This is a genomic window from Pseudomonas sp. CM27, from assembly GCF_013179515.1.
GTDB lineage: Bacteria > Pseudomonadota > Gammaproteobacteria > Pseudomonadales > Pseudomonadaceae > Aquipseudomonas.
Genome location: NZ_JABMCN010000478.1, coordinates 1 through 792, shown reverse-complemented (window position 1 = coordinate 792; position 792 = coordinate 1). Strand labels below are relative to the sequence as shown.

Genomic DNA, 792 nt, shown 5'->3' with positions numbered 1-792 from the left:
TGAGCACCGGTGCCACCCTGACCTTCGCGGCAGGCGAGACCACCAAGTCCTACGCTGCACCAGCGCAGGGCGAGGACGTGTTCAAGGACGAAGGCAAGATCACCGTCAGCATCACTAAAGCTGAGGTGGTCGGTGAGCAGCTGGAAAACCTGCAGATCGGCAAAGCGGCGACCGTGGCCGTCACCGATACGCAGAGCCCGGTCACTGCCGAACTCACGGTGGATAACACCACCGTCACCGAAGGCGGCAAGATCACTTACACCGTGACCCTGGTCAGCGCAGACCCGACCCTGCCAGTCACCAATCACAAAGGCCTGACCTTCACCCTGACTGATGGCACCACTGTGACCATCAAAGCCGGTGAAGCTACTGGTTCGGTTACTGTCAGCGCACCGGACAACGTCTACGTCAACGACCCGGTGACCATCACCCAGGGTCTCACTGACGTCGCCGGCAAAGGCGCCGATCAGTTCGAGCAGCTCGAACTGGGCGCAACCAAAGTCAGCACCGAAGTCACCGATGAGCCATCTGGCGAAGGCGACCTGGTCAAGGTCACCATCGTGGCCGACCAGCTGTCGGTCAACGAAGCTACTGAACCGACCTTCACCATCAGCCTGAACAAGGCGTTGGACAAGCCGTTCACCGTCACCCTGAGCACCGGTGCAACCCTGACCTTCGCGGCCGGCGAGACCACCAAGTCCTACGCTGCACCAGCGCAGGGCGAGGACGTGTTCAAGGACGAAGGCAAGATCACCGTCAGCATCACTAAAGCTGAAGTGGTCGGCGAGCAAC

Annotated in this window: 1 protein-coding gene; it reads left to right on the top strand. The window is 60.7% G+C overall.

The window, feature by feature from the left end:
- Positions 1 to 792, top strand: a 792-nt coding sequence (locus HP547_RS29065; RefSeq protein WP_172288957.1) for an immunoglobulin-like domain-containing protein, incomplete at both ends; no start/stop codon positions are given.